Source organism: Serratia sp. A07, from assembly GCF_058725505.1.
In genome coordinates this window covers 1-1,266 of sequence record NZ_JBZXDO010000170.1, presented here as the reverse complement: position 1 = coordinate 1,266, position 1,266 = coordinate 1, and the positions used below count along the sequence as shown (strand labels likewise).

2 protein-coding genes are annotated in these 1,266 nt (G+C 61.1%); both read left to right on the top strand.

All coding sequences use genetic code 11. The annotated features are described in order from the left end of the window. Positions 1–945 (top strand): phage portal protein family protein (locus AC4PR2_RS28920; RefSeq protein ID WP_492176052.1); only part of this gene is annotated, 945 nt, incomplete at its 5' end. Next, positions 932–1,266: phage head morphogenesis protein (locus AC4PR2_RS28915; RefSeq protein ID WP_492176051.1), on the top strand; the 335-nt coding region annotated here is incomplete at its 3' end. The genes AC4PR2_RS28920 and AC4PR2_RS28915, both read left to right, overlap by 14 nt.

The window sequence follows — 1,266 nt, the reverse complement described above, 5'->3', positions numbered from 1 at the left end:
ACGCAGGATGCGACCTTCGACAACCCGTACGGTTTCCCCGACCTGTCGATGTGTTTCTGGCCGGTGGCCTTCAAGAAAGGCGGCTGGCGGTTCTGGATGAGCTTTACCGAGAAGTACGGCAGTCCCTGGCTGGTCGGTAAGCATCCCCGGGGGACGGCTGATGCGGAAATCGACCTGTTGCTGGATTCGCTCGACCAGATGGTGGAAGACGCCGTGGCGGTCATCCCGGATGATGCATCGGTCGAAATTATCGAGTCCGCCGGCAAAGGTGCATCGAGTGACGTTTATCGTCACCTGATTGAGCTGGCACGCTCGGAGATCACTATCGCCCTGCTGGGGCAGAACCAGACTACCGAAGCGTCAGCCAACAAGGCCAGCGCTGTCGCCGGGCTTGAGGTCACCGCCGATATCCGTGACGGCGATGCCAAACTGGTCATGAGCGCCATCAACCAGGTGCTGCGCTATATGGTCGAGCTGAACTTCGGCGACGTGCCGATGCCGCAATGGGAACTGTGGGAGCAGGACGCGGTGGATGAGACGCAGGCCAAGCGTGATCTGAGCCTGTCGCAGGCGGGCGCCATCTTCACGCCCCAGTATTTTCTGCGTGAATACAACCTGCAGCCCGGCGACCTGCGTGAGTCGGCTGTCATGACCCCACTGACCAATGCCGCCTTTGCCGAGTCACAGGCCGATGAGGCCGGCTTGCCTGAGGAAGCGCTGGACAGCGCACTGGACGCGTTGATAAATACCGGCCATCTGGACAAGGTACTTGCACCGGTGTTGGCCCCGCTGTTTGACGCCGTGGAAAAAGGCCAGTCGCCGCATACTCTGATGGGGATGTTGGCGGAGATCTATCCGCGCATGGATGCCGAACGGTTGCAGGAGCGACTGGCACGCATTCTCTTTGTGGCGAAAATCGCGGGGAGGCTCAGTGCTCAGCAGTGACGACTTGTCCGTGTGCTTCGGCCTGCCGCCGGCGCGCGCCATTGCGTATCTGAAGGCCAAGGGTTACCGCATCACCTGGGACTGGGAGGAGATGTGGCAGGAGGCGCACGCCGAGGCGTTTACCGTGGCCAAGGTCACCCGCCTCGATATCCTGGAAGATATCCGTCAGGCGCTGGCAAAAGCCCTTTCCGAGGGAAAAACAGCGCGCTGGTTCAAAAAAGAACTGACCCCGATACTGCAGGCAAAGGGATGGTGGGGGAAAGCGGACGCCACCGACCCGTCGACCGGTGAGCCGGTAACCATCCAGCAAGGCAGCCCGTG